20 protein-coding genes and 1 pseudogene are annotated in these 25,607 nt (G+C 59.8%); 15 read left to right on the top strand and 6 right to left on the bottom strand.

What is annotated here, in order from left to right:
• Positions 1-1,269: an extracellular solute-binding protein gene (locus tag ACZYGA_RS12825; protein WP_474373357.1), complete on the bottom strand. Its 1,269-nt coding sequence runs from the start codon at positions 1,267-1,269 to the stop codon at positions 1-3.
• 375 nt (positions 1,270-1,644) lie between these two features.
• On the opposite strand from ACZYGA_RS12825, the gene ACZYGA_RS12830 reads away from it, so the two are divergent.
• Entirely contained in the window at positions 1,645-3,186 is a 1,542-nt protein-coding gene (locus ACZYGA_RS12830) for a carbohydrate porin (RefSeq protein ID WP_286173705.1), read from the top strand.
• A 264-nt stretch (positions 3,187-3,450) separates the two neighbouring features.
• Here ACZYGA_RS12830 and ACZYGA_RS12835 read toward each other — a convergent pair whose 3' ends face one another.
• Both ACZYGA_RS12835 and ACZYGA_RS12840 read right to left on the bottom strand, forming a co-directional pair.
• On the bottom strand, positions 3,451-3,579 hold the full coding sequence (locus tag ACZYGA_RS12835) for a putative transporter small subunit (RefSeq protein ID WP_284727478.1): 129 nt from the start codon (positions 3,577-3,579) through the stop codon (positions 3,451-3,453).
• Positions 3,580-3,632: 53 nt separating this feature from the next.
• A complete protein-coding gene (locus ACZYGA_RS12840; protein WP_175090550.1) occupies positions 3,633-5,324 on the bottom strand; it encodes a sodium:solute symporter family protein in 1,692 nt (563 codons plus the stop codon).
• 791 nt (positions 5,325-6,115) lie between these two features.
• Here ACZYGA_RS12840 and ACZYGA_RS12845 point away from each other — a divergent pair.
• The 9 genes and pseudogenes from ACZYGA_RS12845 (at position 6,116) to ACZYGA_RS12885 (ending at position 15,729) form a co-directional block, all read left to right on the top strand.
• Positions 6,116-6,367 (top strand): annotated as a pseudogene (locus ACZYGA_RS12845) (PAAR domain-containing protein).
• Positions 6,368-6,663: 296 nt separating this feature from the next.
• On the top strand, positions 6,664-7,296 hold the full coding sequence (locus ACZYGA_RS12850; protein ID WP_153635504.1) for a putative quinol monooxygenase: 633 nt from the start codon (positions 6,664-6,666) through the stop codon (positions 7,294-7,296).
• A 335-nt stretch (positions 7,297-7,631) separates the two neighbouring features.
• Positions 7,632-8,345 carry a UTRA domain-containing protein gene (locus tag ACZYGA_RS12855; protein ID WP_347421545.1) on the top strand — a complete coding sequence of 238 codons (714 nt, stop codon included), beginning with the start codon at positions 7,632-7,634 and terminating at the stop codon, positions 8,343-8,345.
• Positions 8,346-8,490: 145 nt separating this feature from the next.
• Positions 8,491-9,486: a putative 2-aminoethylphosphonate ABC transporter substrate-binding protein gene (locus tag ACZYGA_RS12860; protein ID WP_479399281.1), complete on the top strand. Its 996-nt coding sequence runs from the start codon at positions 8,491-8,493 to the stop codon at positions 9,484-9,486.
• 98 nt (positions 9,487-9,584) lie between these two features.
• The gene (locus ACZYGA_RS12865) at positions 9,585-10,808 is read left to right on the top strand and encodes a putative 2-aminoethylphosphonate ABC transporter ATP-binding protein (protein WP_284727481.1); all 1,224 of its coding nucleotides are present in this window, start codon (positions 9,585-9,587) and stop codon (positions 10,806-10,808) included.
• A complete protein-coding gene (locus tag ACZYGA_RS12870; RefSeq protein ID WP_479399358.1) occupies positions 10,808-12,496 on the top strand; it encodes a putative 2-aminoethylphosphonate ABC transporter permease subunit in 1,689 nt (562 codons plus the stop codon). The genes ACZYGA_RS12865 and ACZYGA_RS12870 overlap by 1 nt, the downstream gene beginning before the upstream one ends.
• 48 nt (positions 12,497-12,544) lie before the next feature.
• Positions 12,545-13,684, top strand: coding sequence for a 2-aminoethylphosphonate--pyruvate transaminase (locus ACZYGA_RS12875; RefSeq protein WP_479399283.1), 1,140 nt, complete (start codon positions 12,545-12,547; stop codon positions 13,682-13,684).
• Positions 13,685-13,697: 13 nt separating this feature from the next.
• A complete protein-coding gene (gene phnX, locus ACZYGA_RS12880; protein WP_479399285.1) occupies positions 13,698-14,516 on the top strand; it encodes a phosphonoacetaldehyde hydrolase in 819 nt (272 codons plus the stop codon).
• 316 nt (positions 14,517-14,832) lie between these two features.
• Positions 14,833-15,729, top strand: coding sequence for an EamA family transporter (locus ACZYGA_RS12885; RefSeq protein ID WP_479399287.1), 897 nt, complete (start codon positions 14,833-14,835; stop codon positions 15,727-15,729).
• A 139-nt stretch (positions 15,730-15,868) separates the two neighbouring features.
• Here the strand turns inward: ACZYGA_RS12885 and ACZYGA_RS12890 are convergent, their stop codons facing one another.
• A complete protein-coding gene (locus tag ACZYGA_RS12890) occupies positions 15,869-16,774 on the bottom strand; it encodes a LysR family transcriptional regulator (RefSeq protein WP_479399289.1) in 906 nt (301 codons plus the stop codon).
• 187 nt (positions 16,775-16,961) lie between these two features.
• On the opposite strand from ACZYGA_RS12890, the gene cuyA reads away from it, so the two are divergent.
• The 5 genes from cuyA (at position 16,962) to ACZYGA_RS12915 (ending at position 21,888) form a co-directional block, all read left to right on the top strand.
• Positions 16,962-18,005, top strand: a complete 1,044-nt coding sequence (gene cuyA, locus ACZYGA_RS12895; protein ID WP_479399291.1) for a D-cysteate sulfo-lyase — start codon at positions 16,962-16,964, stop codon at positions 18,003-18,005.
• A 139-nt stretch (positions 18,006-18,144) separates the two neighbouring features.
• The gene (gene dctP, locus ACZYGA_RS12900) at positions 18,145-19,146 is read left to right on the top strand and encodes a TRAP transporter substrate-binding protein DctP (RefSeq protein WP_479399293.1); all 1,002 of its coding nucleotides are present in this window, start codon (positions 18,145-18,147) and stop codon (positions 19,144-19,146) included.
• Between the two features lie 152 nt (positions 19,147-19,298).
• Entirely contained in the window at positions 19,299-19,823 is a 525-nt protein-coding gene (locus tag ACZYGA_RS12905; RefSeq protein WP_479399295.1) for a TRAP transporter small permease, read from the top strand.
• A 2-nt stretch (positions 19,824-19,825) separates the two neighbouring features.
• The gene (locus tag ACZYGA_RS12910; RefSeq protein WP_479399360.1) at positions 19,826-21,127 is read left to right on the top strand and encodes a TRAP transporter large permease; all 1,302 of its coding nucleotides are present in this window, start codon (positions 19,826-19,828) and stop codon (positions 21,125-21,127) included.
• Entirely contained in the window at positions 21,124-21,888 is a 765-nt protein-coding gene (locus tag ACZYGA_RS12915; RefSeq protein ID WP_479399297.1) for an alpha/beta fold hydrolase, read from the top strand. Before ACZYGA_RS12910 ends, ACZYGA_RS12915 begins: the two co-directional genes overlap by 4 nt.
• Before the next feature lie 220 nt (positions 21,889-22,108).
• On the opposite strand, the gene ACZYGA_RS12920 is transcribed toward ACZYGA_RS12915, so the two are convergent.
• On the bottom strand, positions 22,109-23,590 hold the full coding sequence (locus tag ACZYGA_RS12920; RefSeq protein ID WP_479399299.1) for a mannitol dehydrogenase family protein: 1,482 nt from the start codon (positions 23,588-23,590) through the stop codon (positions 22,109-22,111).
• A 139-nt stretch (positions 23,591-23,729) separates the two neighbouring features.
• The gene (locus ACZYGA_RS12925; protein ID WP_404626935.1) at positions 23,730-25,490 is read right to left on the bottom strand and encodes a purine-cytosine permease family protein; all 1,761 of its coding nucleotides are present in this window, start codon (positions 25,488-25,490) and stop codon (positions 23,730-23,732) included.
• Positions 25,491-25,607: the final 117 nt, after the last annotated feature.

Here is a 25,607-nt window from a genome sequence, read left to right on the forward strand (position 1 = left end):
TTACCAGCGACGACGTTTGATGCGAGCCAGCTCGCCCTTCAGCTGAGCCACGGCCTGGGCGCCGCTCTGCTCGCCGCTCAGCACACTGTGGGTCGCATTGAAGAAGGCGTTACTGACCTGGCCGTAGTTGTCACCGGTGACGGCAGACGGACGTGCCACGGCATTGGTGAAGGTGTCGTAGAGCGTGCCGAAGAAGGGCACGGCGGTGAGCACCTCTTCGTCCTGATACAGCGCCGTGAGGGTCGGGTTGTAGGCGGCCTGGATGGCCCGGCGTTTCTGCTCGGACTCACCGGTGAGGAAGGCCACCAGCTGCGAGGCGAGCTCGGGGGTCTCGCTGTACTTCGAGACCGCCAGGTTCCAGCCGCCCAGCGCCGCCGCGCTTTCTCCCTCGGCGCCGTGGGGCAGCTTGACCACTCCGACCTTGCCAGCCACCTTGCTGTCATCGCTCTGGGTCAGCGACCAGGCGTAGGGCCAGTTGCGCATGAAGACGGCGTTGCCGGACTGGAAGATGCCGCGGGCTTCTTCCTCGGAATAATTGAGCGCCCCCTGCGGGGTGATCTCGCCGATCCAGCTGGCGGCCAGGTCGAGAGCGGAGGCCGTATTGGGGTTGTCGACGGTGATCTCGCCATCGGCATCGACAATGGCGCCACCGTCGTTGCTGGCGACCCATTCCAGCGCATTGCAGGTCAGGCCCTCATAGGCACGCCCCTGGAAGACGTAACCCCACATCTTCTCGCTGCCGGCCTCGCGTTCCTTTGCCTGGATCTGCGTGGCAGTCTCTGTCAGCTCCTGCCATGTCTCGGGAGGTGCGAACCCGTATTTCTCCAGCAGGTCCTTGCGGTAGTAGAGCACCCCGGCATCCGTGAACCAGGGCATGGCCACCAGGCGGCCATCGACCGTGTTGTTGTCGATGATGGTCTTGAAGTGGCCCTGCGATGCCTTTTCGCCGAGCGTCTGGTGCAGATCAAGCAGGTGATTGCCGAGCAGGCCCGGCCAGACCACATCGATCTGCAAGACGTCGATGTCACCGGACTGCGCTGACAGAATCTGCTGGTAGAGCGAGAGGCGTTCCGTCGAGGAATTGGGCGTGGAGACGATATCGACCTCATGGCCGGTCTTGTCTTCCCAGGCAGCGACGCCCTGTTCACAGAATTCCAGTTCGGCCCCGACCGCACCGCAGGAGATGGTCAGGTCCGCGCCCATCGCAGGGGCGGTGGTGGCCGCTCCCAGCAGGGCGAAGCTTGAGGCGATTAGCGTCTTGCGTTGCATGGTGGATCCTCGTCACTTGTTGTTGTTTGACCCGCATCGGACGACTGGGTGGGGGAGAGTCACAACGTCGTCCGATGGTGGCTTCTTAATCGATTAAGGCGTAGTCACAGTCAAACGATTGGCGTCGATATCCGCAACCTGAACTTTGGTCTTACTGTCACCGATATGTCGCCAAAAATGGGAGTTTTACGCGGTGATCGCTCCCCTTTGGTCGAATTTCGACATAAGTCGTGTGTCTGGAGCGCCGGATTGCCACTAGGGTCTTAAACGATTAAGTGAGTGTGGCAACCCCTCCAACGCCAATGATTCGGGCGCCACTTCGCTGATCATCGCCAAGCGAGTGATTCGTCAACAACAACAAAGGCTCTCTTCAACATGACAACTCCCCCTCAGCACCCGCTCAAGACCCCACTTGTCATGGCCGTTGCCATAGCGGTCATGAGCACCAGTGGACTCGCCAATGCCGACGGGACAGGCGATATCGAGGCGCGGCTCGCAGAGCTGGAACAGCGTATCGATGACGCCGAACAACGGGCCAGAGCGGCTGAGCGTCGCGCCGCCGAGGCAGAGCGCGCGATGGCCGTTCAGCGCCAGTCGAATGAGGCTGATCAACCCGCGCGCGTGACCGCGCAGACCGAGGACCTCGAAGAGCGTCTGGCGGCCGTCGAGCGCCAGGCCAGTGGCGAAGAAGGTTTCTCCTTCAATGCCTATGCTCGCTCTGGGCTATTGATCGGCGAAGGAGGCAAGAGCATCGAAGGCGGCCCCTATCTCACGCCGGCGGGCTCGGTGGGCGGGGCGGTCGGGCGGCTGGGGAACGAGCCCGACACCTACGTCGAGTCGGTATTCAACTACAAGACCCGCTACGACAACGGGACGAAGGCGCTTTACCGCACCATGATTGCCGACGGAGTAGAGACCAGTAACGACTGGACCTCGGACGAATCCAGTCTGAACGTACGACAGGTCTTCGTGGAGTTGAGCGATCTGCCGAGCTTTACCGGCGCCTTCGAGAACTCCTCCATCTGGGCGGGCAAGCGCTTCGATCGGGACAACTTCGATATCCACTGGCTAGACAGCGATTTCATCTTCCTCGCCGGGACCGGCGCAGGTATCTACGACGTCCAGCTTGCCGATGACTGGAAAGCCAACTTCTCGGTCTACGGGCGCAGTTACAGTGAATACCCGACAGAGGACTCCGATACTGGCGGCAATACCGACAACCTGACGTTCACCATGAATAACTATGTCGGCCACTGGCAGTGGATGGTCAGTGCCCTGTCGGCGGCAGACAATGAAGAGCGCGCCATGGACACGGGGGCCGAAGCGGCCGATTCCGGCTTCCACACCATGCTGGCCTACCATGGCGACAGCTTCTTTGGCCTCGCCGATGGCAGCTTCAAGGCCGCCGTGCTGCATGGTCGCGGGCTCGGCGCGGAGACCAAGGTCATCGGGGCTGACGGGAACCTGACGGATGACGCCACTTCTACTCGTCTGGGGCTTTACGGCACGACCTATCTCGCACCCAAGTGGCGCTTCGCACCAGCCGTTCTGGCAGAGGTGAGCAAAGATCGCTACGACGACGGAGATGAGTATTCCTGGGCGACCTTCAATGCGCGTCTGGCCAATGAGCTGACGACGAATTTCGAGATGCAGTACGAGCTGAGCTATCAATGGATGGACCTGGACCCCGGCTCGACAGGCAATGCCGTGGAAGGCGGGTATCGCAAGTTCACCATTGCACCGACCTTCAAGCCTGAAGTCGGTGGCTTCTGGAAGCGTCCGGAAATTCGCTTGTTCGCGTCCTGGAGTGACTGGGATGAAGAGCTCAATGATTACTCCGAAGACGATGCCCTCGGGAGTGCAGGCTTTACGGGAGGCGAATGGGCCTTCGGTGTCCAGAGCGAGGTATGGTTCTAGGAGCAGGGTGCTAAGACCGTCATCGCCTGCCAGTGTTTCGATCTTGCCCGTGGAAATGTGCTCGATTTTCTGATGGCCAGCGTGGTCTCAACGACAGTGCCGGCCCCAAGCGGGTCTGGAAGTTCAAGAATGACCCCGCGCATGAGTGGATCGTCGAGCAGGTGTGATAGATAGGCTATTCTTCGGTAAGCTGTAAAAAAGCCCGCCTCTGGACATTCCAGAGGCGGGCTTTTGCGTTCATGGCGTCACATTACGCCAAGAGCTTCATACCAGCTCGCGCTTTTCTTCACGTGCGATGCGACGATCACGTGCGACCGCGCGACAGATGACGGTCAATACCGCCAGGGTGAGTGCTGGCCATATCAGTACATAGGTAGCGAAAAGCAATGTCATGGGGCATGTCTCCTGTTGTCCGTCTTCAGACGTTATCCAGCTTCATGCGAGGCTCAGGCCGCCGGCTGTGGCTGGTTGGGCGCTGAAGTCTTGTGGTCGTCTGCGTCGAGTGCTTCGTCATAGTTGCCGACACGTGCGGTGATGGTGTCGAAGTCGAAGCGCTCCTGGCGGCTGGCGAGGCTCATGACCACACACACCAGAGTGCTGGTGCCGTAAGCGGTCAGTGAGGCGAGCAGAACGGTGTAGTCACGCAGGAAGTCGGTCGCGAAGATCAGCATGGCGATCATGGCGGCGACAGCAGCGATGATGCCGAGAATACGCCCCAGGAAGCCGAATACCATCAGACCGATGATCACGCCGCCGCCGATGCTGGCGAGCAGCTCGAAGAACAGGCCGCTCATGCCCGTCAGCGGCACCAGTTCAAAGCGTGCCAGGCAGAACATCACCATCGCGACGATGACCGACGTGGTGAAGGCGGTGTTGGTCACGCGATTCCAGAAGCAGCTGGCGATGACCGGGAAAACGATCGCGCCCCACAGAGCCCCGACGAAGACCAGCATCACCAGGATATCCAGTGAGAAGCTGGCGAAGACGATGCCCAGCACCGTGGCGATGATCATGGTCAAGCGGCCGATGAAGAGCATGCGCTTCGGGTCTGGCTTGCCGCGGGCGATATTCTTGCCATAGACATCAGCCATGATGATGGCGGATAGCGCGGAAAGGTCGGAATCCGCGGTAGAGGACAGCGAGCCGATCACCAGAATGAAGAACAGCGCGATGAAGAACGGCGGCAGATACTCGGACACCATCTGCGGGATGAGGTTGTTCATGTCGCCGTTGAGCGGCTCCACCCCGAGTGTCAGTGCCATCAGGCCAATCATGCCCAGGCCGATGACGATGGCGCCATAGCCCAGCGTCGCGGTGAGGAAGGTCGGCTTGATGTGGTCTTCGTTGACGGCGAACAGGCGCTGGGAAATGGTCTGGTTACCGATCGCATAGGCCAGTACAGCGACGAAGAAGGGCGCCCCCTGGTTCAGGATGGCATCCGTCGAGAAGAAGTTGGCCTGCTCAGGCGTCAGATTATCTAGGCCAGCGACCAGCTCTGTCGGGCCGCCCATGGCGAAGAACACCGCTGGAATGATCACGATGGCGATCGCCATTAGGGCAACCAGTTGCGCGAAGTCGGTCAGTACCGAGGCGCGGAAGCCGGACCACAGGGTGTAGAACAGCACCCCCACACCCGCCATGATCACGCCTGCCTGGAAGGACAGCGGTGAGAGCACGGAGACGAGCGCCCCGGCGGCGGTGAAGTTGACCATCAGGCTGATCACGCTACCCAGCAGGTTGGAGAGCGCCAGAATCAGCTGACTGGAGGAGCCGTGGCGCGCATGGATCAGCTCGCCCAGTGTATGCGCATTGGGCGCCAGCTTGCGGAAGCGGCGACCGAAGGGGTAGATGAACAGAATCATCAGTGCACCCCACAGGCCATAGTGGATCGGCCCTGAGACACCATAGGTATAGCCGGAGGTGGCGGCGGCATAGAAGGAGGCCGCCCAGATCCAGGTAGCCGTCATGCTTGCCGCGCCCATGCCGAAGCCAACGCGATGGTTGGAGACCATGAAGGCATCGGCATCTTCATTTTTCTTGCGGATCCCCAGCGTCATCAGGTAGGTGCCGCCATAGAAGGCAAGCAGCAGCAGTACGACAGTCAGGGTAGAGAATTGATATAGCGATTCGTTGTTCAAGAACTGGCCCTCGGTAGGGAAACAGGGCGCTACGCAACGCAGTCGCCTAAGGGCAAACGGTTGTCGATAGCGACGAGTAAGGAGGGGAAGGTTCTTAGCCGTGGACGTAGTTCTGCGTCATTTGCTCAAGCAAATGGCATCCAGCGCAGCACGTGGGCCGCGTCATCAATAATCGGCAATCTCGGTCAATGAAGACGGAGTTGGTGGCACTTCCCGGTCAGGCGGGAACTTGGGGGAGGGCGGCGTGGCATGCATCTGCCTTCATCGGAATAATGATATCGCATACGCGTCCTTGTTATCGGTCAAGCCTTGCAAGGGCGCTGATGCGAGTTGTTGGTCAGCCCCAAGCTTGGCAAAACGGTGTTTTTATTTTTTCTCGTTATCAAATTCGTTGGCAACGATAAATTATGCGCATGTCAATGTCCACACCCTGGCGGGGAAAGCTTGCCTCTCATTCACCTCAACGATGATTGGACGAGCGGGTGCGACGATGTTCAGTTGCGTGACACGTGCCAGAGCAGCATGAAAGACATGACGTATTATATAAATAATATTACTCGGCATGAGTTGTGTTTATTTGCCGAGTGTTCTGAATGGTGCCAGAAAGTGAAATAAATCGTTGTCATTACGTCATGCGTATTTCTTGTCCAATGCTTGAGGAAAAGACTCCCTCAATGGCCCAAGCAACGGCTGACTCGGCGTGGAAGAGGACGTTGACACATGGGAGAGCGAGTCTTCAAAGCGGCCCAGCTGTAGGGTCTCGGATGCTCAGTTCCGGCGATGGCGTTATAGTGCCAGGTGATAGCACCACACATGGCGGCAAGGTGGTGTATGCCCAGTCCAACTATCTGTTGGAGGGCAAGCCGGTGGCAGTGGTGGGGGTCATGGTAAGGTGTCCCAAGGATGGCCATAGCATCTGCAGCATCATCTAGGGGCATCCCACCATCAGCTTGAATGGCAAGCCGGTAGCGTTTCACGGCTGTCACACGTCATGTGGGGCGGCGCTGATCTCTGCCGCGAGTGGCAAGCAGGGCCTGGGATGAGGACGTGAGCTGGTCGATGAGTTGTCTGTATTCGTTGATCCTGTAGCCCTGCCTGCGGGATCTTTCGTTCTGAATCTGCGTGAGGCCGCAGTCTCTTGTTTCAAGCGGCGCATTGCAGAGGAAGGGGCTGTATTCACGTTCAAGGTTTCATTGAAAGTCTTTCTCTGCGCCGCGGGTTTTTCAGCCAGGCAGCGAGAGATAGTGTCAGTCACTTCCCGAGACAGACCTGCTGCCACGTGACGTAACAGCTCTTGCCGTTGGGCCTATGACAACCACTGACTATAAGGGGCATCTCCATGCTCACCTTGATCGTGAAATTTGACGTCAAGCCCGAACAACTCGCTACCTTCAAGCAGGCCTTGGCTGACAACAAGCTGGGCTCAGCGGCTGAACCGGAGATGCTGGAAATGCGTTTCTTCGCGGCCAAGGATTCTCCCACCACCATCTTCGCCTACGAGCGCTGGGCAAGCGCCGAAGCTCATCAGGCACATGTGAATCAGCCATACGCGCAAGCCCTGCTGAAACTGGCTGACACGGCGTTGGCATCGCCATTCGAGGTGATGCCCTTGAACGATACTGACCCGGCGCCATTGCATGAGGCGAACCCCAGGCACGTGCAGCCGGAAGATGAGGTATTCAGTATCTTCTTCATCTTCAAGATCAAGGAAGAATATCGCGCTCGATTGCTGCAGCAATTCACCACGCATGTGGCGAAGACGCGCAGTGAGGAGCCGGGCAATCTCGTGTTTGATCTGTATACCATCGACGGGCAGGACGACACGCTGGTGATATACGAGCATTGGCGCACGGAGTCAGACCTGTGGGACATTCACTTCCAGCAGCCCTATGCCATCGAGACAGGCAAGCTCTTGGAGCAGGCCATGGTCGGGGACATGCAGCAGTACCTGAATATCGTCAGCGAGTTCTGAGTTCTCCCGCCGGTCATTCGTTTCCTGTTTACCCATGCGATGCGCAGTCTTTAGAGGCTGCGCATTGTGCGTTCACCCCCTCCTTGAACATCAGCGTGTCATCCCACCGCCATCCACGCCTGTGAGCTCAACCAGGCGGCTGTCATGAAACCCTGCAGCGCCAGCGGTACGTAAGCTGGCAGGCCAGTGCGAGTCACGCGAATGTGATAGTTTCTGGAGCGTCCAGCCGTTTGGCGGCGCAGAGTCCCGGGCATTTTCTTCGCCGGCGGGGCAAGCGGCGCCGTGTTATTACCCGGTAGTGGCAACCCCTTCATCTTTGGTCAGGACCCCTCGTCATGAGTGATGCGTATTACCTCCACCTTACCGATCGCCTGCGCGAACAGCTGAAGGACCCTGATGCCTTTGAAGATAGGCGATTGCCCTCGGAACGCGTGCTGGCCGAGCGCTTCGATACCACGCGCGTGACGTTGCGTCAGGCGTTGGGGCAGCTGGAGGGAGAAGGGCGCATTCATCGCAGCAATCGGCGTGGGTGGTTCGTGTCGCCGCCGCGGCTGGATTACGACCCCACGCGTGACTCCGGCTTCAATGACTATGTGACGGCGCAGGGGCGGCGGCCACGGACGGAAGTGCTGCTGACCGATGTTCAGGCCTATCCACCGGCTGCGCAAGCGCTGGGCCTGGCGGCCCAGACACCGCTCTATCATATTCGCCGCCGGCGTTTCGTGGATGAGCGCGCCGTGCTCAGCGAGTCGATGTGGGTGGTGCCGGAGCGTGCCCCGGGACTGCTCGAGGAGGGCCAGTTCGGGGTGTCACTGTGGGCGGAGCTGCGCGGGCGCTATGGCCTGACGCTGGCCCACCGTGAGCTGCGCTTCTACTCCGAGTCGCTGGGGGAGCAGGCCGCCCGGGAGCTGGGGGTCGCCATGGGTAGTTCCGGTCTGACCGTACGTCGCGCTACCTTCGATGAGCAGCATCGTCCCATCGGCTATGACGAAGAGCGCTGGCTGCACAATGCGCTGTGCATCACCGTCACGCTCAAGAACAAGCCCTGAACCCGCGCTGCAGGGACACTATATGAGGTAACACTGTTTCACTGGGCCTTCAACTGACTGTCACGGGGGTGTCATTCGGCCCGCCCATACTCTTGGTATATACCAGATGGCGAGAGCCATTCATTCCAAGCGTTGGAGAGTCCCGATGTCCTTCTTGACCCGTTCCTTGCTGGCCAGTGCCGTTGGTCTAGTCGTTTCCCTCAATGCCCAGGCGGCCACCGAGCTCACCGTCTATACCGCGGTGGAGTCCGATGATCTGCAGAAATATGCCGAGCGCTTCCAGCAGGCGCATCCGGATATCGACATCAAATGGGTACGCGACTCCACGGGCGTGATCACCGCACGATTGCTGGCCGAGAAGGACAACCCGCAGGCGGATGTGGTGTGGGGCCTGGCCGCGACCAGCCTGCTGGTGCTCGAGAAGGAAGGCATGCTGTCGCGTTATGCCCCCAAGGGAGTCGAGGCGCTGGATACCAAGTTCGTCGACCCCGCCTACCGTGATGGCCAGGACCCGTCCTGGGTCGGAATGGACGCCTGGGTCGCCTCGCTCTGCTACAACACCGTCGAAGGTGAGCGACTGGGAGTGCCCAAGCCGACGTCTTGGGAAGACCTCACGCGTCCCGAGTTCAAGGGCCACGTGATCATGCCCAACCCGAGTTCTTCCGGTACCGGCTATCTGGATGTCGCCAGCTGGTTGCAGCTGTGGGGTGACGAGGGCGGCTGGGAGTACATGGACCGCCTGCACGACAATATCGCCCGCTACACCCACTCAGGCTCCGCGCCCTGCAACCTGGCCGGTTCCGGCGAGGCCGTGGTCGGTGTGTCCTTCGCCTTCCGAGGCGCGCGCCTCAAGGCACAGGGCGCACCGGTGGACCTGGTCTTCCCCGAGGAAGGGCTGGGCTGGGACATGGAAGCCGCGGCGATCATGAAGGGCACCGACAAGCGTGAGGCGGCGCAGACACTGATGGATTGGGCAGTGTCCAAGCCGGCCAATGAACTCTACAACGAAGGCTATGCGGTCGTGGCCTATCCGGGGGTGGCCAAGCCGATCGAGCATTATCCGGCCAATATCACTGAGATGATGATCGAGACTGACGTTGCCAAGGCGGCCAACCAGCGGGATGCAGTGCTCGCCGAATAGCAGCGCCGTTACGACGGCAAGTCCGACAGTCAGTAAGTCACGCCCAGCCACCTTCGTCATTGCCCCGGCGCCTTGCGCCGGGGCCGGGAGTTTCTCGCATGTCTCTTGTGACCGCACCCCCGCGTCATCACGCCTCGCGTCAAGCGCTGCCAGCGACTGCCGGCGCCTCGCCTCGCGCGGCCTCCGGCCCTGCAGCCCGGGCACCTGCGGGTGACGCAGCGCCTCAGGCACCCATCTCGCGTTCTGCGTCGTCAGATAGCATCCACCTCAAGATCAGCGGCCTCACCAAGCGCTATGGCCAGTTCACGGCCCTGAGCGAGATCGACCTCGCGATCCGCGAAGGCGAGTTCGTGTGCTTCCTCGGCCCCTCCGGCTGTGGCAAGACCACCTTGCTGCGCGCCATCGCCGGGCTTGCGCCGCAGAGCGAAGGCACCATCCACCAGCGCGGCCAGGACATCTCGCGGCTGCCGCCGCAGGCGCGCGACTTCGGCATCGTCTTCCAGTCCTATGCGCTGTTCCCCAATCTCACGGTGTTCGACAACGTGGCCTATGGGCTACGCAATCGGCGCGATGCGCGTGACGCGATGCGCCGGCGCGTGACGGAGCTGCTCACCCTAGTGGACCTGGCCGGCAGTGAAGGCAAGTATCCGGCGGCCCTGTCCGGGGGCCAGCAGCAACGCGTGGCACTGGCGCGGGCACTGGCGACCGAGCCGGGGCTGCTGTTGCTCGATGAGCCGCTTTCAGCACTGGATGCGCGCGTACGCCTGCATCTGCGCAGTCAGATCAAGGCGCTGCAGGCTCGGCTGGGCGTCACCACCATCATGGTGACCCACGACCAGGAAGAGGCCCTGGCCATGGCGGACCGCATCGTGGTGATGAACCATGGTGTGATCGAGCAGATCGGCACCCCCGCCGAGATCTATCGTCAGCCGGCGAGCGCCTTCGTGGCCGAATTCATCGGCAGCATGAACTTCCTGCAATGCTGTCCTGAGAACGCCAGTACTCTGCGTCTGGGTCAGCAGCGTCTGGAATGCGCGGCGCATGATCTTGAGGGGCTGGATCAGGCGCGTCTGGCCATTCGCCCGGAAGCCGTCTCGCTGTGCGCAGTGGGTGAGGGGCTGCCGGCGCAGGTGGAGCACGTCGAGTTTCTCGGCGCCTTCCTGCGTATCACTCTGACGCTTGAGGGCTGTGGGCAGACACTGTCGGCGGATGTGGCGCTCAAGGACAGTGAGTCACTGGGCGTGCGGGTCGGTGCCCGGGTGGGTGTGCGTCTGCCGTCCGAGGCGATCCGCCTGTACCCGCTGGTGGAGGCGCAGGCATGATGGCGCGTGCATTGCCCTTGTCGGGAAGGCTGTCAGGCGAGTCCGGCTTGCGTCTGTTGATGTTGCTGCTGGCCCTGGCGCTGCTGGTCATCGGGCTGCTGTTGCCGCTGGCCACCATGCTGATCAAGAGCGTGCAGGACCGCAGCGGCGACTTCGTCGGCCTGGCCAACTTCGCGCGCTATGTGCAGACGCCGGCGCTGGTCGGCTCGATCATCAATTCCGTCAGCATCGCGCTGATCAGTACCCTGACGGTGGTGAGTCTGGCGTTCCTGTGCGCGTACGGCATCACCCGCACCTGCATGCCGGGCAAGCGCGTCTTCCGCATGCTGTCCATCCTGCCGCTACTGGCACCGTCACTGCTGCCAGCCATCAGTCTGGTGTATCTGTTCGGCAATCAGGGCTGGTTCAAGGAAGCGTTGCTGGGGGAGAGCATCTACGGCCCCATCGGCATCGTGATGGGCATGACCTTCTGGATCTTCCCGCATGCGCTGATGATCATGATGACGGCGCTCAGTAACAGCGATGCCCGTCTCTATGAAGCCGCGGATGCGCTGGGAACGCCCAAATGGCGCAGCTTTCTGACCATCACCTTGCCGGGGGCGCGCTACGGCATCATCTCCTGTGCCTTCGTGGCCTTCACACTGGCGATCACCGATTTCGGCGTGCCGAAGATCATCGGCGGGCAGTTCAGTGTGCTGGCCACCGATGTCTATCGTCAGGTGGTGGGGCAGCAGAACTTCCAGATGGGCGCGGTGGTCAGCGTCATCCTGCTGTTGCCGGCCTTGCTGTCCTTCGCGGTGGACCGCTGGATCCAGCGCCGTCAGGTCGCGCAGCTCTCGGCGCGCGCCGTTCCCTGGCAGCCGACGCCAAGCCCGCTGCGTGACTGGGTCTTCGCGCTGCTCTGCTACGGCGTGGCCGCCGCGATTCTGGCCGTGATCGCCACCGCCATCTATGCCTCGCTCGTGCAGTTCTGGCCCTACAACCTGAGCCTGACCCTGGATCACTACGCCTTCAAGCCGCTGGCGGGCGGTGGCTGGGACGCGTGGCTCAACTCGCTGACGCTGGCCTTCTGGGTCACCTTGATCGGCACGCTGGTCATCTTCTTCAATGCCTGGCTGACCGAGAAGAGTCAGGGTTATCGTCCGCTGCGCCAGGGGCTGCACTTCATGGCGATGATGCCGATGGCCGTGCCGGGCATGGTGTTGGGTCTGTCCTACATCTTCTACTTCAACAAGGCCGACAACCCGCTGAACTGGATCTACGGCACCTTCGCGATTCTGGTGCTCAACACCCTGGTGCATTTCTATACCGTCTGCCACCTGACCTCGGTGACTGCGCTCAAGCAGCTTGTTCCGGAATTCGAGGCGGTCGATGCCTCACTCAAGGTGCCGTTCTGGAAGACCTTCTGCCGCATCACCTTGCCGGTGTCCCTGCCGTCAGTGCTGGATATCTCGGCCTATCTGTTCATGAACGCGATGACGACCGTCTCGGCGGTGGTATTTCTCTACAACAGCGATACCCGACTGGCCTCCATCGCGGTGATGCATCTCGACGAAGCCGGGCACTTCGCCAGCGCGGCCGCCATGGCAGTGCTGATCTTTTTCACCTGTCTGGGCGTCAAGCTGCTGCATGCGGTGGTCAGTCATCTGCTGTTGACCCGTGCCCAACGCTGGCGACAGGCGACCTGATACGCCGTTGGTCGTCTTTTTTTTGTGCAAATTAACTGGTATATACCAATGAGTATTCAACAACCGTACCTGCTGACTCCCGGGCCCTTGACCACCAGTGCGAGCGTCAAGGCCGCCATGATGAAGGACTGGGGCTCATGGGATCAGGACTTCAACACCAAGACCGCCGAGATCTGCCAGCAGTTGCTCCGCTGTGCCAATGCCAGTGAGCACCATGAGTGCGTGCCGATGCAGGGCAGCGGTACCTTCGCGGTCGAGGCGGCGCTGGGCAGTCTGATCGAGCCGACGAGTACGACGCTGGTGCTGGTCAATGGCGCCTATGGCAAGCGGCTGGTCAGTCTACTGACCCGCATGGGGCGCGACTGCGACGTACTGGCGTGGGGCGATGCCGAGGCGCCGTGTGCCAGGGCCGTGGCCGACAGACTCGCGGCAAGTCCCGAGATCGGTCATGTCGCCATGATTCACTGCGAGACAAGCTCCGGGATGCTCAATCCGGTGGCGGCCATCGCCGAGGTGGTGGCAGCACATGGTCGTGAGCTGATCCTCGATTCGATGAGTGGCTTCGGGGCGCTGGAGATCGATGCGCAACGTACCCCGTTTCTGGCGCTGATCTCCTCGGCCAACAAATGCTTCGAAGGGGTGCCGGGGTTCGGCTTCGTGATCGCTCGGCGTGATGCGCTGCAGGCGGCACAGGGACGTAGTCACTCGCTGTCGCTGGACCTGCACGATCAATGGCAGTACCTCAAGCGCACCGGGCAATGGCGTTATACCCCGCCGACTCACGTAGTGGCGGCGTTCCACCAGGCGCTTAAGGAACACGCCGAGGAGGGCGGCATCGCGGGCCGCCACGCCCGGTATCGCGCCAACATGCAGCGACTGGTGGCAGGCATGCGTCAGCGCGGCTTCACGACCCTGCTCGACGATGCCTGGCTGTCGCCGATCATCACCACCTTCCTGAGCCCGGCACACCCGTACTTCGACTTTTCACGTTTCTACGCCGAGCTCAAGGCACGTGGCTTCATCATCTACCCGGGCAAGCTCACCGACGTGGAGAGCTTCCGCATCGGCAGCATCGGACAGCTGGATGTCCGCGTGATGGATCAACTTCTGGCCGCCGTGGATGACGCGCTGGCCACCCTGGGTGTCGACGATGCCCGCCCGTGCGCTGACGCTGTCGCACTCAACTGACTGGAGAACTGTCATGCATTATCACACCCCGGATCGTCTGCAGGCTGCCATCTTCGATTGGGCCGGCACCCTGGTAGATTTCGGCTCCTTCGCGCCGACCCAGATCTTCGTCGAGGCCTTCGCGGAAATCGGCGTGGCCATCAGTCTGGAAGAGGCGCGCGGCCCGATGGGCATGGGCAAATGGGAACACATCCGCACCCTGTGTGATGACCCTGCGATCGCGGCCCGTTTCGAGGCGGCCTGTGGCCACGCCCCCAGTGATGCCGATGTCACGGCGCTTTATGAGCGCTTCATGCCGCTGCAGATCGACAAGATCGGGGCGCACTCCGCACTGATTCCCAGCGCGCTCGAGGTCATCAATGGGTTGCGCGACAAGGGCATCAAGATCGGCTCCTGCTCCGGCTACCCCCGCGAGGTGCTCGAGCAGGTGGTCGCACGGGGCAAGGGCAATGGGCTGGTGGTGGACCATGTCGTGGCCACCGATGAAGTGCCCAAGGGGCGACCCTCTCCGGCGCAGTCTCTGGCCAATGTCATCGCGCTGGGCATCACTGACGTGGCGGCCTGTGTGAAGGTGGATGACACGGCGCCGGGGCTGCTGGAAGGTCGCAGTGCCGGCATGTGGACGGTCGCGCTGACCTGCTCCGGCAACGCCATGGGGCTGGATCACGCAGCGTTCATGGCCCTGTCAGAGGCAGAACTCAACGAAAGGCGCAGCGCCATCGAAGCCCAGTTCGCGCCAGCCGGGCCGCACTTCATGATCGACACCATCGCGCAACTGCCCGAGGTGATCATAGAGATCGAGGCGCGTCTGGCGCGCGGTGAGCGCCCCTGACAGCCTGGTGACGGGGCTGCGACGCCATGCCTGACGCTGCACGGCCTGTCACCTCGCTCACCCACTTTGGCTTACCCCTTCACCCCACCACTTCAGGCGCCAGCCCCGGGCCCTTGCACCAGGCCTGGAGGATGGCGCCTCCCCGCGAAAGGTAAGGACATATGCTCATTGGCGATTGCCGCCAGGTTGCCCTGCAAGCCCGTGATTTCCGCATGCCCGTCCCCAGGCACGGGCAAGCTCACTCTCAAGCCCAATTTCCTGTTCAGGCCCAATCTCATGTTCTAGCTCAAGCCCACACGATTGCCGTGAGCGCCTCTTGAGCCCACTGGCGCTGGGACTCATCCTGATCTCGGTCTGTCTGCATGCCGGCTGGAATCTGCTCGGCAAGGGGCGGGCGCCGTCGCTGGCCTTCTTCATGCTGGCCATGGGTAGTGGTGCGCTGATCTTTGCACCGCTGCTGGCGCTGGGGCCGTCGTTTGCCGTGCTGCCCGCTGAATTCTGGGGCTGGCTGGTGGCCACCGGACTCTGTCAGGTGCTCTACATGGGCGGACTAGCCTGGGCCTATGCGCGCGGCGAGGTCAGTGTGCTGTACCCCATCGCGCGGGCCTTGCCGGTGGTGCTGGTGCCGCTGGTGTCGCTGAGTCTGCTGGGCAGTCAGGCACTTACAGCGTCGGATCTGGTCGGGATGGGGTTGATCGTGCTCGGCGCGTTGGTGCTGCCCTTGAGCAGTCCGCAGGGCCTGCGCCCCTCGACCTACCTGACGCCGGCACTGGGGTTCGCGCTGCTGGCAGCAGCCGGCACCACCGGCTACTCGCTGATCGACAAGCAGGCGCTGGATATCATGGTGAGTGTCGGTTACTCGCCCACCTCGGCGGGGGCTGTCTTCCTGGTGTTGCAGGCCATCATGACCGTCGCCTGGGGCGCGCTGCTGGTGATGTTGCTGCCAGCAGAGCGTCGCCGTCTGCCCGCGCTATGGCGGGGTGAGCGGGTCAGCATGGTGCTGACCGGCGTGATGGTGATGGCGACCTATGGACTGGTGCTGGTTGCTATGACGTTGACGGCGGAGGTCAGCCTCGTCGTTGCAATGCGTCAACTGTCGATCCCGCTAGGTGTGATGTTCGGCGTGGTCTGGTTGCGCGAGCGAGCGGCCATCGCCAAGTGGATCGGCATCGTCATCATGCTGGCGGGGCTGTGGACCGTCGCGCTGGTGTGAGGAAAGGCGTGGCATGGAGGCACAAACAAGCGAGACAGGCGGCTGCCTGTCTCGCTTGTTTGTTGCTGGGTTGGCATGAGTGATGGGATCTTGTTCACATCAGGAATGCGCCTTGAGCGTCTTTGATGCATCTCCAATGTTACACGGAAGGTGGAGCTTCACTCATGAGCTGCCAGAAGGCATCGGCGCTGGCGTTGACCTTTCGGCTATGCCGATAGCAACACACCACAAGTGCCGGGCCGCCGAGTAACTCGATCAGCGAGATCAGTTTACCCGCTTCCAGATCCCCCTCTATCAAGCCGTGGGGCAGCCATCCCACCCCCATTCCCGCCAATGCCATTTCGCGTATACCGATGGTGAATGCTGTCTCGCACACCAGATCTACGTCGTAATTCCGCTGCAGGTCCATCATGTAGGGAGAGGCCAATACTTCCCCGAGGAAGCTGTCATGGCTGTAACCAATCAACGGTAGCGAAGTGTCGATCTGCGGTTTGAACAAGGGATGTCCGGCACTGTCGGTCGCGCAGACGGGAATCAACATCTCTCCACCCAATTCGACGCGCTCGATGCTGTCGCTATCGCCATATAGCGGGCTGCCCTCGAGCTCGCTGCACAGGAAAAGGTCTGCCTTGCCGCGCTGAAAATCACGGATGCAGTCACTTCGGTCTGCAGACTGGATCTTGAGGCGCGCTTGGGAGGCATGCTGTCGAAAATGACGAAGCAGGCGGGGTAAATAGCTTACGGTCAAAGTGTGCTGCGTGGTCAGTATCGCGCGTTGCCCCTGGGTTGAGTCTGCGCGAATTCGGCTACGCATTGCATACAGATGGGCGAGCCATTCTCTCAGCGAAGCCTCATGAGCCTGTGCATGAGCCGTCAACGTCAACCGCTGGGCGCTGCGATCAATCAGATCTACACCTAGCCATTCCTCCAGCTGGCGAATACGCCGTGAGAAGGCCGGTTGGGTCACATGTCGACGTTCGGCAGCCTGCGAGAAGGTGCCGACTTCAATCAACACAAGAAAATCTTCTATCCACTCAATTTTCATGGTGCCTGGACTGTTTTAGGTCGCTAATGCAGAGCATTTGACTGGCTATGCAAAAAATTAACCGATGCCAACCATCTTAGCATTGGTCGCGAGGAATCAGGAGAGCGTAAGTTTAACTCAGACCGCGCAGTAGTGGGCTTCGTCACCCATTACCCCTCTTGGTGTTGGTCGAGAAGAGAACCTACTTATGCAAAAAATTTCTCGTTTGGAGGCACGTATGCATCTGTCGCGTTACCCACGCGTTCGTCTTGGTCATCTACCTACACCGCTGGAACCGATGGATAACCTGAGCAAGTTGCTTGGGGGGCCTCGCCTCTGGATAAAGCGTGATGATTGCACCGGCCTGTCCACCGGGGGCAACAAGACGCGCAAGCTTGAATTCCTCATGGCTGATGCCCTGGAGCAAGGTGCAGACGTCGTCATTACGCAGGGGGCAACGCAGTCCAACCATGCCCGCCAGACAGTGGCCGCTGCCTGCAAGCTTGGTCTGGAGTGCCACATCCTGCTGGAGGACCGCACCGGAAGCGAAAGTGATGCCTATAACTATAACGGCAACGTCTTCCTGGACCAGTTACACGGTGCAACGGTCGAGAAACGTCCAGGTGGTACCGACATGGCAGCTGAAATGGTCAGCCTTGCCGAGAGTTTGAAGAGTGAAGGCAAGCGCCCTTACATCATACCTGGTGGTGGCTCCAACGAGATCGGTGCCCTGGGCTATGTGAATGCAGCACTGGAGATTTTGTCTCAGGCCAATGACATGGGGCTGAAGATCGATCATCTGGTGCACGCCACCGGAAGCGCGGGCACTCAGGCAGGACTGGTAACAGGGCTGGCAGCCTGTCATACGGGTATCCCCGTTCTTGGCATCGGGGTGCGTGCTCCGAGGGAGGCCCAGGAAGCCAATGTCTTTGCTTTGGCTCAGAAGACAGAGGCCAAGCTGGGGCTGACCGGCGTCGTGACTCGCGATCAGGTCGTGGCGAACTGTGACTACGTAGGGGAAGGCTACGGGCTCCCCACCGACAGCATGCTGGAAGCCGTGACCTTGCTGGCAAGGCATGAGGGCATCCTGCTGGACCCCGTGTATTCCGGCAAGGGAATGGCAGGGTTGATTGACCTGATCCGCCAAGGCCATTTCTCGCAAGCCCAGAACATCGTCTTCCTGCATACCGGTGGGAGCGTCGCGCTGTTCGGCTACCCGGATACGTTCGGATTCCCTGATTATCAGCAGTGACACAACACTATGGTCAATTTTCCATGAACTTGAATGAGTCTGGATGCCAAATCGCGTGAGCATATTGTTCTGCAAGGTATCTAGACAGCTCGATCGATATATTCCCCAGATATAACAACGACAATAAAAGAGATAACCAATGAAAAAAATTCCTGTCTTGACCCTGGCCCTTCCCGCTTTGGTACTTCCGACCTTGGCATTGACTGCTCAAGTAGCACATGCGGAGACCACGTTGCGTCTATCGACCTATGTCAACAAGGTGGACGTTCGCTATGAAGGGTTTGAAAAATTCGCCGCGCTTGTTGAAGAGAAGACCCAGGGGGAGGTCAAGATTCAGATCTTCCCATCGTCGACACTTCATGGCTGGAGTGAAGGCGTTGATGCTGTTGCCGGAGGGATTGCGGATATTTCCTGGGTGCCAGCTGACAACCGACTGCCCTGTTATCGCGTCACGTCACTTTATCCTGCACAGATAGATATGGAGCGTCAGCACGAACTGGATGCCGCTTATACCGAACTGGTGCGTGATGAAGCGGCTGAGGTCGGCCTGGTGCCGGTGTTCAACTCCAATTATTCCTATGACCAGGAATGGTGGTTCAAGAGCCCCGTGAACGATATTACGCAGCTGGATGGTCAACTCGTTCGCTCCATCGGACCCTTGGTCAGCTTGATGATCACTTCCTGGGGAGGAGAGCCTGTATTTGTTTCACCCAAGGAAGTCTTCCAGTCGGCAGAGCGAGGCGTCGTTGATGGTATCAACATGGGAGTGGCGACTTACAGCTCCTGGCAGCTTTGGGATGTCATGCCTTATATGGTCAATGCTTCCCTGTTCTACGGGAACATGCAGTACATGATGAACAAGGACAAGTTCGAGAACTTGAGCGAGGCTGAGCAACAGGCATTACAGGAAGCTGCCAGCGAAGCAGAGTCTTGGTTGAAGCCCCGCTATGAGAGTTGGGTCAATGAACGGGTCGGACAAGCGGTCATGCAGGGTGGTGGGGCCGCCGTCTCATTGGATGAAGACAAGAGTCAGGCGATCGTCGAGTCCATTGCAGAGCAGTGGGCAGCGACAGTGGAAGAGTCATGTGGTGCTGACATGGCCAAGCAGATGACATCCCTGTTTGAAGAATACTCTCGCTGATCTAGGGATCGTTTCTCTTTCGCGTCTGGATATCCCGGTAGTCAATGAACACGCTGTGTTGCCGGGATGTCAGTGTTGCTGTCAAAAGCATGACAAGTAACGCCAGGACTTTCTGCAAGAGCTCACCATCTTGGCCGATGGGAGGAATAGGTATGTCAAACAACACTGTCTCTCGTGCTGAATTACTGCTGGATCGGGCTGCACTGGTCTGCGCTCTGGGCGGTGGCAGCATCATATTGCTGCAAGCCATATGGATGAGCTGGGGGGTGTTTACACGTTATGTGCTGGGCGCGCCCGATAGAATGGTCACCGAGGCCACAGCTTTGCTTCTCTTTCCTGTTGCCTTTGCGGGCCTGGCGTATGCCTTCCGGCGTGATGCTTATCCCAAGGTCACCATGCTATTGGATGTGCTGCCTCACCGTGTACGTCATTGGGTGCAAGCCTTCAACCTGCTGATCATTGCATTGATTGGTCTCTGGCTGATGTTCGTCTCCTGGTCTGCCACCTTGCGTACTCTTGAATCCGGCGCGGCTTCTGAAATCCTGCTGTGGCCGAAAGTGTTCTTCTGGATGCCTGTACTGCTTGCGATGGTGGCCTTCTGCTGTTGCGTCGCTCATCGAATCATTCAGCATTTCAATCAGGACGCTCGGGCTGAAAACTACCGGAGTGGGAGGTGAATATGGAATGGTATACGGTAGGTATCGGTCTGTTTGTACTCTTGATGGGGTTGGTCAGCATCGGTGTCCCCATTCCCTTCGCGCTCGCGGGCGCTGCGCTACCATTTCTCTGGAGCATTCAAAGCTTTCATAGCTCTATCATCAGCAGTGAGCTTCAGCTTTGGGGTGTCTGGGTCAATTATATTCTGTTGGCGATTCCGCTATTCGTTTTTCTGGGAGAGCTGATAGGCCGATCGAGAATCGGTGCTGATCTCTACCATTTTTTGCATAGTGGAGTGAATGTACGAGGGTCGGCTGCTTACGGAAGTATCGGCGCCTGTGCCGGGTTTGGCGCAGTATCAGGCTCCAGCATGGTAGGGTCTCTGACCATTGGCGGAGTAGCGCTTTCTGAAATGCTGAGGCTGCAGTACGACCGGCGTCTGGCGAGCGGTATTCTGGCGGCTGGCGGTACCCTGAGTGTATTGCTTCCCCCTAGCTTGATCATGATCTATTACGGCATCGTCACGGATCAGTCGATTGGCAACCTTTTTATCGCGGGCATTGTCCCGGGCATCATTCTCACCTCCCTGTTTGTCGTCATCGTCTTTGTCTGGTCTCGAGTGAAGCGAGAGCATGTCCCCAGCGCAGATGGCGCGGAAAAGTTACCCAAGAAGCGTATTGTCATTACATTGACGACCATTGGCTTGATCGGGTTCATCGTGATCGCGTCTATCTATACTGGCATGGCGACACCCACGGAAGCCGCTGCGGTAGCTGCCGTCGTGACCTGTGTGCTTACGGCCTGCTTTGGAGGGCTGACTTTTGTCGGATTTGTAGAGGCACTGAAGCGCACCATGTTGACCATGGGGTATCTGGGGCTGTTATTGTCGGCAGGAACGTTATTTGGTTTCGTGGTGACATACTATCGAATTCCAGATGAATTGACGGCCATGATTACCGCGATGGAGCTCTCCCCCTATGTCATTCTAGCGGTAGTGATCGTTGTGTATATTATCTTGGGGATGTTCCTCGAGCCGGTGTCCATGACATTTATTACCCTGCCCACCATCTTCCCGTTGATCCACGCAGCAGGGTTCGATCTGATCTGGTTCGGTGTCGTCTATACGGTCATCATGGAGATCGCTGTATTGACTCCTCCAGTAGGGCTGAACCTGTACGTGATACAGGGCTTGGCAAAAGATGATGTAACTGTCTGGGATGTCGTGATGGGGTCACTACCATTCATTGCTGCGCTGGTATTGCTCGTAATAGGACTACTGGTCATTCCTGATATCGCGCTTTGGTTGCCTGAGGTGATGAAATGACGCATGACGTTCGGGTTACCAACGATGAAGTTCCCTTGGTACTGGTTCATGGGTTTCTCAGCAGCAGTGAATATTGGTGCTCAGTCGATGAGCAACTGGCCTCGAGGCGGCGTCTAATCGCCATTGATCTGCCTGGGTTTGGCAAACGTAGCCATGAGCCATCCATCCATAGTATTACGGAGTTCGCACACTGGGTCATTTCCGAGTTAGATAGTATGGGAGTAGAGCGGTTTCGCCTACTGGGGCATTCGATGGGAGGAATGATCGTTCAGGAGATGGCACATCTTATCCCCGAGCGTATTGCGGCATTGGTTCTTTACGGAACGGGGCCAGAGGGAGAGCTACCTGGGCGTTTTGAGCCCATTCATGAGTCTCGTCGCAAGATCTCGGACAATGGTACCGATGGGACAGTCTCTTTCATCGTGTCGAACTGGTATGTACAAGGCAGTAAGGATGTCTGGTACGAGACGTCGCTTGCCATTGCGAGAAAAGCGCGAACCGTGACTGTGCTTGGCGGTCTTGCAGCAATGGAGGAGTGGAGAGGTGTTGGCTATCTCGAAACGCATGAAATGCCAACGTTGGTAATCTGGGGTGACAAGGATCGCGCATATCCCATCTCTCAGGAGCTAGCGCTTTTTCAAGGAATTCCCGAAGCACAGCTGGCGGTGATCCCCGGGGCTGGTCACAACGCGCATCATGAAAAGCCCGGCCTTTTCTGCGCCTTGCTTGAGGACTTCATGGTGAACTGTTCTCGGTGCTAGACCAATGGCTGCAATGTTCACCAGTGGTTCGCGATGCCAGGTGGGTCTTGAGTTCGGTATCGATATGGTGGTCATGCTAAAGCTGTGGCAATGACCTGAGGCCCAAGCCCACAAAAAAGCAAGACAGGCGGCTGCCTGTCTCGCTTTTGTCTTTCTGCTGGCGCTTGTGGGGGATGGCAGTCTCGTCATCCCCCACAGGCCAATTCACTTCGCGTGAAGCTTACTTGGCGTCTGCCACCAGCATTTCCAGCGTGGCGCGCGCGCCGTTGTCGTGCAGGCTCTTCAGCGCTACCAGGTAGGCGTCGCGGAAGCGCGGCTGATCGACCAGATCACCGAACAGTTCACGGTTGTCCAGGAAGGCAGTCGGCTCTTCGCGCTGACGGCTGGCACGCTCCATCAGCTCGTCCTTCAGCGGATCGACCACGTCGATGGTCTCGCCTTGCTCATCCACGCCTTCTGCATAACGTGCCCAGCTGGCCACGACGGCTGCGGTACGACGCAGTTCGCCGTCGGTCTTGAGCTGTGCGTGTGCCACCGGGATCAGGAACTTCGGAATGCGGTCGGAGGTCTCGGCGCACAGACGCGCGAGGGTGTCCTTGACTTCCGGGTTGGCGAAACGCTCGATCAGCGTGCGGCAATGGGCGTCGAGATCGATACCCGGCAGCTGGGCCAGCGTCGAACGAGCTTCCTCATTCATGTAGCCGAGCAGGAAGTCGACGATCAGCGGGTCGTTGCAGGCTTCATGGGCGTAGCGATAGCCGGCCAGGTAGCCGAAGTAGCACAGCGCTTGGTGACCGGCGTTGAGCAGACGCAGCTTCATCAGCTCATAGGGCTCGACATCTTCCACCGGCTGCACGCCGGCATCTTCAAAGGCCGGGCGGCCATTGGCGAAGTGGTCTTCCAGCACCCACTGGGTGAAGGGCTCGCAGACCACCGGCCAGGCGTCTTCTACGCCGAAACGTGAGGACAGCTCTTCGATGTCAGCCGGCGTGGTCACCGGCGTGATGCGGTCGACCATGGAGTTGGGGAAGGGTACTTCGGCTTCGATCCATGCCGCCAGTTCTGCATCACGCGCACGCGCGTAGGCAGTGAACATCTTGTGAGCGACGTTGCCGTTGCCTTCGATGTTGTCACAGGACATCACGGTGAACGGGGCGACGCCACGCTCGCGACGACGTGCCAGGGCTTCGGTGATCAGGCCGAAGCTGGTCTTGGCCTCCCCCGGGTTGGCCAGGTCGTGCTGGACGTCGGCGTTCTCGAGATTGAATTCGCCGGTGACCGGGTGGAAGTTGTAGCCACCTTCGGTGACGGTCAGCGAGACGATGCGGATTGCCGGGTCGGCCATCAGCTCGATGACGGCATCCGGGGAGTCCGGGGCAAAGCGGTAATCGATGATGGACCCCACCACGCGCGGCTCATAGTTGCCGTCGGGGTGCTTGAGTACCACGGTGTAGAGGTGGTCCTGCGAGGCCAGGGCTTCCTGCATGCGGCGGTCGCCCGGCATCACGCCGACGCCGACGATGCCCCAGTCCAGCGCCTTGCCCTGATTCATCAGCTCGTCGAGGTACATGGCCTGGTGCGCACGATGGAAACCGCCCACGCCGAAGTGGACGATACCGGCGCTGACCGCAGTGCGGTCATAGTTCGGAGTGGCTACCTTGGCGTCCAGCTGAGTCAGACTGGCATTGGAGAGACGGGTCATGGGGAGGTCTCCTGCCGCGTGTCGCGGTCGAGTCGAGATGGGTAAAGAAAGGGTAGGTCGTAACGGCCAGCGGCGAAGGTAACCGTGTGATTCAGGCTTCCTTCGCCGCTGGCATGGCAGGGGGCGAGCCCCTGCCGACTCAGCTAGCGGTGGCCGCTTGCTTCGGGGACTGCTTGTTGAACAGCGCCTTGCTGCGCTGCAGCTCCCAGTACGCGAAGATGAAGTAGATGATCGTCGACCAGATGGTCACGTCATAGAACATCTCACGATTCGCTTCGTAGCTGGCCAGGTCCGGGCTACCGAATAGCACGCGCAGTGCGAGGACCATCGGCACCGCCAGGCCCAGCACCATCCAGACGGCCCTGATGGCCTTGGTCAAACCCGAAGTGTCCTTGACCGGTGCATGGTTGGTGGTCTCGGCCTGCTTGGCGTGCAGGGCTTCGACACGCTCCTGGAATTCCCGCTCGGCCGCTTCGGCTTTCGGGTAGGAGGCGGCAGCACCGGCAGATCTGGCCATCAGGGTGTAGAGGATGATGGAGACGAACCAGGTCGGCAGGAACAGGTAGTAGAACGGGATCACGTCGACCATCTCGAGGCCAAAGCCGAAGATCAGTGACAGCGCCCAGGTCGCCAGTGCCGGCGTGTTGTGCTTCACGCCCTTGTAGCGCGCCCAGTAACGGCTGAAGCCGAGTTTCGGGAACAGGTGATGCTCAGCGAAGATGATCCCGCCGACCGGCACCAGCACCAGACCCGCATAGGTCAGCAGCGGCAGCATGCTGCGATAGACGAACGGGAAGCAGCTGAGCACGGCAACGCAGATACCCACGGCCAGCGTCGCCTTGTTGCGCGACAGGTTCGGCATCGCCGACTGGGCGGCAAGGCCTGCGCGGTACAGGTTGGCGTTGGCGGTGGTCCAGCCTGCGACGACCACGATCACGAAGCCAGCGGCGCCAAGGGCGTGCAACGCCACTTCGCCCGGTTCCAGTACATCGATGCTGATACCGGCGACGGCTGCGGTGGCCGCGCCCATCAGGCCGGCGGAGATCCAGGCGATATAGTGGCCGAACATCATGCCGGTGCTGGTCGCAAGGCCGGAGCGCATGCGCTTGGCATAGCGCAGCAGCGCCATGTCGATCAGACCGAAGTGAGAGAAGGTGTTGGCCGCCCAGGCGAAGCCGATGACTTCCCAGATGCCGATTCCGGCTTCACCTTGCGAGTTGACTCCGGTGAATACCGTACTGCCACCGACTTCGATCAAGGTGGCGAAGCTGTCAAGAGTGGTCTCGCCGGTGACGGATTCGGTCAGTTCCGGCAGCAGCACCATGCCGCCGACGGTGAACATCAACATCAGCCAGGGAGCACAGATGCTGGCGAATTCGGTCAGGGCATTGAAGCCATAGACGGCAACCAGTACCACGATGGCGGCAACGGCCAGTGCCAGCAGGATGAACTCGAAGCTGGTGGGGTAGGACTGGGTCTGGGCCGGAATGTCGAACAGCAGCCTGACCGCCGTGGCGGAAACGGTGATCATGGCCGCCGAGATGGCGGTGAATATGATCACGTTGGCCCAGTTGTAGAGCCGTGACATCGAATCACCGGCAATACGGTGAAGATAGGTGAAGAGGCTCAGACGGGTCTCGATCGCGATTGGCGTCGTGATCAACCAGAAGCTGAGCACTGCGAGGCCATTACCGATCAGCAGGCCCAGCAGGATATCCCAGATACCGGCACCGAGTGCCACGAAGGTGGCACCGATGACGAACTCGGTCGCGGCAACGTGCTCGGCGGCATAGAGACCGGCAAAGTGCGGCCACCGGTGCAGTTTGTGACGTGGTACCGGCAGTAGCTCGTCGTCCATATGGGCGATCTGCCGATCCAAATCTGGCGCAGTACTGGCCATGATTGGCTCCTGTTTTTTTACGGCTTGTCTTGCTGCTCCTACCCGAGGTGTCACGCAGCCGCCTTGGCGTTCCTATCGGCGATGACAGGGGTAGATCGTCTTTTATCGATCAAATGA

The sequence above is a fragment of the Cobetia sp. BL01 genome (assembly GCF_056493605.1).